The sequence below is a fragment of the Streptomyces durbertensis genome (genome assembly GCF_014156695.1).
GTDB lineage: Bacteria > Actinomycetota > Actinomycetes > Streptomycetales > Streptomycetaceae > Streptomyces > Streptomyces durbertensis.
Window position 1 is genome coordinate 1 of sequence record NZ_WMLF01000353.1, and the last position, 5660, is coordinate 5660.

A 5660-nucleotide genomic window follows, 5' to 3' on the forward strand; every position below is an offset into this window, starting at 1 on the left:
GCCATACCCCCACCCTCCAACACGTTCACCCCTCACGGCAGCCCGACAAGCCGCTTCACCATGACCGCGAACACAGGCGAGTCCTCGAACGGCTTCTGCTCGTCCACCTTCGTGTACCCCCACGACTCGTACAGAGCCAGCACCTTCGGGTGCGTCACATCCACGAGCAGGGTGGCCACATCGTCGCCACGACTGTCGACAAGCGCCTCGTGGAGCGCGTCGGACAGCCCGGTCTTCCGCCACTTCTCCACGACGAGGAGTTCGGACAACGCGAACACCGACTCCATCGGCGGGATCGACGCGGGACGCTCCGACCCCTTCCACCAGCCGCCACGCCCGAACGCCGCACCGTAGGCGAAGCCGGCGGGCTCGCCCTCGTCAAAGCCGATGACGCAGGACCACGACTCCTTCCCACTCCACCGATCCACGAACCAGGCGAACCGCTCCCGCGCCCGGAAGCGGTCGCTCCCACCGTCATGGACGCTCTCATGCATGTCGAGCAGCATCTCCCGAACGCCCGCGGCATCCTCCCGCGTGTACATCCTCAGCTCCATGCCTCTGCCCTCTCGACCCAGGCCCGTACACCGGGCTCTCTTGATCCGGATGACGCCAAGATTCCCCGCACGTCGGCCAGAGCGTCCGTGGTTCGTCTCGATCCGCGTGCCTTGGTGAGCAGATCCGCCGATCGTTCGCCGGTAGCGCCGGCCAGTTCCAGCTCTCCCTGCCTTGCCTGCGCCAGCGCCAGGTGGGCGGTGTAGTAGGCCTGATTGCGGACGAGGTCCGGGCGCAGGCGGCCAATTGCTCGATGCAGATGGTATTCCGCCCGGTCAGGGCGGCCCAGGTGGAGCCAGACGATCGAGGACAGCCCGTCGAACTCGGCCCCGTCGTAGAACCTGATCCAGGGTGGGCGCTCCACCCGGTCGTGGCGACCGAAAGAACGTTCGGCAGAGCCAAGCGCCCTCAGCGCCGCACTTCGATCTCGACTCTGGGCGTAGGCGCTCGCCCTGCGCATATGGGCCAGCGATGCGTACAGCGGGTCCGTTCTGGCAATCCGCTGGGCTCTGGCGGCGTCGGCTGCGGCAGCAACCTCGGCGAAGTCGTTCCGCTGACCGGCGACCAGGGCGAGATGGTTCCATACGTGGAACTGAGTGTCGCTGTCACCAGATAGTCCGGCGTAGGTGACCGCCGCGTCCAAGTGGTCGCGAGCCCGTCTACGAGCGCGGGCGTCGATCGCTGCGAATGCTGCTGAGCAGGTGACGTGCGCTACGAGGCAGTACAACTTCGACCGCACGCGGGAGGAGGAGCTCCCCGCTGCCAGTGCGGACTTGATCCGCAACGCCAGCTGTGTCGCCCCGTCCTCCACGGATCTGGAGCCGCCCATCGCCTGGTCCTTGCTGACTATGGCGGTGTACTCGGCCTGGAAGTGCTCCACATCCGCGTGGCCCAGCCGCTGACCAGAAACCTGACCGGCTACCGCTGCGGCGGTCCCGGCAGCGACGGAGATGAAAGTGCGACGATGCACTGGATCCTCCGGGAGTGCTTGTGCGGCCTTCTTCGATCGAGGGACAAAACCTAAGTCGATCGCCGAACGGCCGAACACGTACTCGACACACAACCGTTGCTTGGCGTGTGGCCAACGGGTCTCACCGCTCAGCCATCGCCGGATGTCTCGGTCAAGGACACGCCCGGGTTTGCCAGTCAGTGCTTCGATCTCCGCGTTGATCCGCCGCGCCAGCTCGGCCTGTCCCATCTGACGATCTGCCATCGCTCTTGCGAGCTCGCGGTTCTCTCCCACAACCGAACGGTAACGGCGGCGCCTTCGGAGACAACACCCCAAAGGTAAAAGTCACCGGGGTCACGCACTCGGCGTCTGTGAATATCGCCTGTCGCGCGCATGGCGCTCGCGGTGGACTTTCCCTGCCACGTCACAGCACGAGGCCGTGCGACGTCGGGAAGCCGGCATGTCGTCCTCATCGCATCGTGACGGCAGCAGCACCAGACACCACATCTCCCGAAAGGAAGACCTACTTGACCATGACTGCGACCAGACGCTCGGCGGCGGACGTTCCCGTCTACAGCGAGACGCTTCCCCGCGAAGCAGCGTCCGTGCGGCTCGCACGGCAGTTGGTGCGCAGGGCGCTGACGGCTTGGGGACAGGCCGCACTCGAAGACACGTCCACTCTGATCGCGACGGAGCTGGTCGCCAACGCGGTTCAGCATGCCGGTGGGCACTCGCTGCGTATCGGCGTGACGCTGGTGGAACACGGGCGCGTGCGGGTGGCGGTATCGGACAAGTCACAGACGGATGCGCGAGTAAGGCGTCCGGCCTGCGACGCAGAGGCAGGGCGAGGTCTCCTGTTGGTTGAGGCGGTGGCCAGCTGCTGGGGAGTGGACCACCGGCGCTGGGGCAAGGTCGTCTGGGCCGAAGTCGTCGAGGACCATGCGTGAAGAACCGCAGCACGGAAACGCGTCGAACGCTCGTTGTTGTGACAGTCCACGGCAGGGTGTTGCTACCCCTGCCAGTGAGGCGGACTGGTCGGGGAACGCCAGAGCGCCATCTGTCGGTGCCTGGCTTCGCCGCGCACACCACGCCCGATGTGCACACGCTCCAGCGATTCCTCGTCGCCCTACGCCGCTGGCAGGGCGACGCGCCTCTGAACCGACTCCGCGAAGTCGAAACTGCTGAGCCGCGTCCAGCGGTCTCATCCCACCCGACTCCCGCCGTCCGGCGGGGTAACACCTGACCCGTCCGAGGTCAGGCTCCATAACCAGGAAGGAAGTAACACCGGTGATCAAGAACGTACAGACGACCACAACAGAGGCCCAGAGGCAGCTCGTCGCGGTTCGCCCCTGGGGCGTTGGACGGCTTGCGCCGTATCCGACGACCACTCTGCGTCTGCACGCCACGGTGTCAGTCGATCCGCGCACGCAGCTTGGAGTGTTCCGCGACAGCCTCGGTGAGGTGGTCGAGATGGGCAAGCACGGAACCCTCTCCGGAACCGAGACCTCCACAGTCACCAACTCGGACTCCAAGAACGACCAGGGTCACGACCAGGACAGCCAGCAGGACTGATGGTCGCGACCGAGGAGAGGCCGGTTCTGGTGGTCACCGAGGCGGACGACATCACCGCCGACATGGTGATCACCGCGCTTAACCGGCGACGTGTGCCGGTGGTCAGATTCAACCCCGCCGATATCGGCGCGGATCTGACGGTCTCGGCTCGGTTCGGCATCTGCCCGGCCCCGGTGGTCGGGCAGATGCGCACCACGTCGAGAACCGTGGACCTGACCAACGTACGGTCCGTGTACTGGCGCCGCCCCGAGTGGCCCGCCTTCCCACACCTGCGATGTGACGACGCCCGGTTCGCGTCCGCGCAGGTGCGCTACGGGCTCGGGGGCACTCTCTACGCCCTCGGAGGGCCGTTGTGGGTCAACCATCCGCTCCGGAACGCCGCAGCCGACTACAAGCCGACTCAACTCGCGGTCGCCCAGCAGCTTGGCTTTGCTGTGCCGCCGACTCTCGTGACGAACAGCGCGGACGAAGCCCGTGACTTCACGTCCTCACACGAGCAGGTCATCTACAAGACGCTTCGCTGGACGCCGTACGAGAGGGACGGCGTACTTGTGACGGGCTGGGCGGATCCGGTCACCGCCGACGAGATCGACGACAGTGTGTGTGTCACGCCGCACCTCTTCCAGGCCCGCGTGGACAAGAGCGCCGACGTCCGGGTTCTCATCGTGGGGCGGGAGGTGTTCGCGGTACGCATCGACTCCGACCTACTGGACTGGCGCAAGGACTACTCCGCTCTCTCATACACCGTGGTGAAGCTGCCCGATCGATTGGAAGCGGCACTCCTCGCCTATCTGGACTACTTCGGGTTGGCGTCTGGAAGCTTCGACCTGGCGGTGGACCGGGCCGGCAACTACTGGTGGCTTGAGCTGAACCCGAACGGCCAATGGGGCTGGCTGGAGCCGAAGACCGGCCTTGAGATGTCCGCCGCCTTCGCCGAACTACTCATGCATGGAGACAGCCGATGAACACCTCCGAGTCCCAGCGTCGCCGCCTGGCCGATCTGCTGGCGAGCAAGGGAGCCCTCAGGACCCCTTGGCTCCGCGCAGCCGTGGAGGCCGTACCGCGCGAGCAGTTCCTCAAGCCCGGCGTGTTCATCGACGGGGGAAGAGTCTGGCGCCCGGTCACCGCTCTCGGTCCCGAACCGGAGGAATGGCTGATGCTCGCCTACACGCCGGACACCCTCACCACCCAACTCGACGGCCACCTCACCGCTGACAAGTGTCGGGAGCCCGTCTCCGGTGTACCTACGTCATCATCGACGGATCCGACCACTGTCGTCAGCATGGTCGAAAGTCTCGACCTCGAAGTCGGCCACAGTGTTCTGGAGATCGGCACAGGCACCGGCTACTCCACCGCCCTCATGTGCCACTACCTTGGCGAAGACAACGTGACCACAGTCGAGGTCGACCCCCAGGTGGCGGCTCGCGCGGATGCTGCGCTCGAAGAAGTCGGGTTCTCGACGTGGACCGTGACCGGCGACGGACTCCTCGGGCATCCGCGCAGAGCGCCATACGACCGAATCATCGCTACCTGTGCTGTTCGCCGTATCCCGCACACCTGGGTTCGGCAGACGAAACCCGGCGGTGTCATCCTCGCCACGCTCGGTTCCTGGCCTTACGGCACCGGCCTCGCACGAGTCACCGTGAAGGAGGACGGCACCGCCGAAGGTCACGTCATCGGCCGCTCCTCCTTCATGCAGGCCCGCTCACAGGCCACCGCCCCGGTGGCAGGCGACCTGTCCGCCCGCACCGCGTACGCCGACCACGAGCGCACGACGAGGGTTTCGCCCCTGCTGCTGGAGGAGTGGATGCCCGCCTTCCTCGCCCAGCTCGCCGCTCCCGGCGCGCAGCTCGTGCGCGCTACGACGAGTGACGGTGACCCGCTCATGTACCTCTTTGATCCGGAGCGTGAGTCCTTCGCCGAGTTCCTGCCCGAGGGCGACGGCTGGGCGGTGCGCCAGGGCGGCCCCGTAGGGCTGTGGGACAGCGTCGAGCGGGCCCTCATCGCCTGGAGGGACAGCGGAAGCCCCGACATCGACACCGTACGGCTCCACGTCACCAATCAGGCTCACACGTATTCGATCGACGGCTCACCGACGCTCCACTGGAGACACCGTCTCGTGTGACCAAGCGCTCGAGCCGCCCCCGCGTCTTGCGGGGGCGGCTACTCTCCCGAGAGAGCCACCCCCTGAGGTGAGGACGGCAGGATGGACGACGAGTCGTTGTCGGAGTGGGTTGCGCGGCGGGACGCGAGGATCGGGCGGCTTCGGGTCGTGCCGATCGTTCCGGGCGGTGGGCCCCGGGCGTCGCATGTCAGTCCTGACGCTCCGCGTCTCGTCGAGCGGTGGAACGGGCACGGCTGGGAGTTCCATGTGCTCGCCGCGAACCTCGCGGAGGCCAAGCGGATCCTGTACCCGGAGGCCGCCGGCCAGCCGGCTTCCGGTCCGGAGGCGGCGGGGCGGCCGCTCGCGCCCGGCACCGGTCGGCACCGCAAGCCGAGATCGTGACCGGCGCCGGGCTGGGCCGACCGGGTGGTTCCCCTGGCGCGGAGCGCACCGCGGCGGGGGAGAGGGGGCGGTGAGGTGGAC

The 5660-nt window shown here is 67.0% G+C and carries 7 protein-coding genes; 5 read left to right on the forward strand and 2 right to left on the reverse strand.

What is annotated here, in order from left to right; translation table 11 throughout:
- Positions 1–32 precede the first annotated feature (32 nt).
- Positions 33–554 (reverse strand): GNAT family N-acetyltransferase, encoded by a 522-nt coding sequence (locus GL263_RS20030; protein ID WP_182857119.1) that lies wholly within the window; start codon positions 552–554, stop codon positions 33–35.
- Positions 545–1795 carry an NsdA family TPR-like regulatory protein gene (locus tag GL263_RS28510; RefSeq protein WP_228456685.1) on the reverse strand — a complete coding sequence of 417 codons (1251 nt, stop codon included), beginning with the start codon at positions 1793–1795 and terminating at the stop codon, positions 545–547. The genes GL263_RS20030 and GL263_RS28510 overlap by 10 nt, the downstream gene beginning before the upstream one ends.
- A 239-nt stretch (positions 1796–2034) precedes the next feature.
- Here GL263_RS28510 and GL263_RS20040 point away from each other — a divergent pair, with 239 nt between their 5' ends.
- From GL263_RS20040 to GL263_RS20060, 5 genes are all read left to right on the forward strand, one after another.
- Positions 2035–2448 (forward strand): ATP-binding protein, encoded by a 414-nt coding sequence (locus GL263_RS20040; protein ID WP_182857120.1) that lies wholly within the window; start codon positions 2035–2037, stop codon positions 2446–2448.
- Between the two features lie 340 nt (positions 2449–2788).
- Positions 2789–3073, forward strand: a complete 285-nt coding sequence (tgmA, locus tag GL263_RS28515) for a putative ATP-grasp-modified RiPP (protein ID WP_323379491.1) — start codon at positions 2789–2791, stop codon at positions 3071–3073.
- Entirely contained in the window at positions 3073–4038 is a 966-nt protein-coding gene (tgmB, locus tag GL263_RS20050; protein WP_182857121.1) for an ATP-grasp ribosomal peptide maturase, read from the forward strand. The genes tgmA and tgmB overlap by 1 nt, the downstream gene beginning before the upstream one ends.
- Positions 4035–5198 (forward strand): ATP-grasp peptide maturase system methyltransferase, encoded by a 1164-nt coding sequence (gene tgmC / locus GL263_RS20055; RefSeq protein WP_182857122.1) that lies wholly within the window; start codon positions 4035–4037, stop codon positions 5196–5198. The genes tgmB and tgmC overlap by 4 nt, the downstream gene beginning before the upstream one ends.
- 81 nt (positions 5199–5279) lie before the next feature.
- A complete protein-coding gene (locus GL263_RS20060; protein ID WP_182857123.1) occupies positions 5280–5579 on the forward strand; it encodes a DUF6087 family protein in 300 nt (99 codons plus the stop codon).
- Positions 5580–5660: the final 81 nt, after the last annotated feature.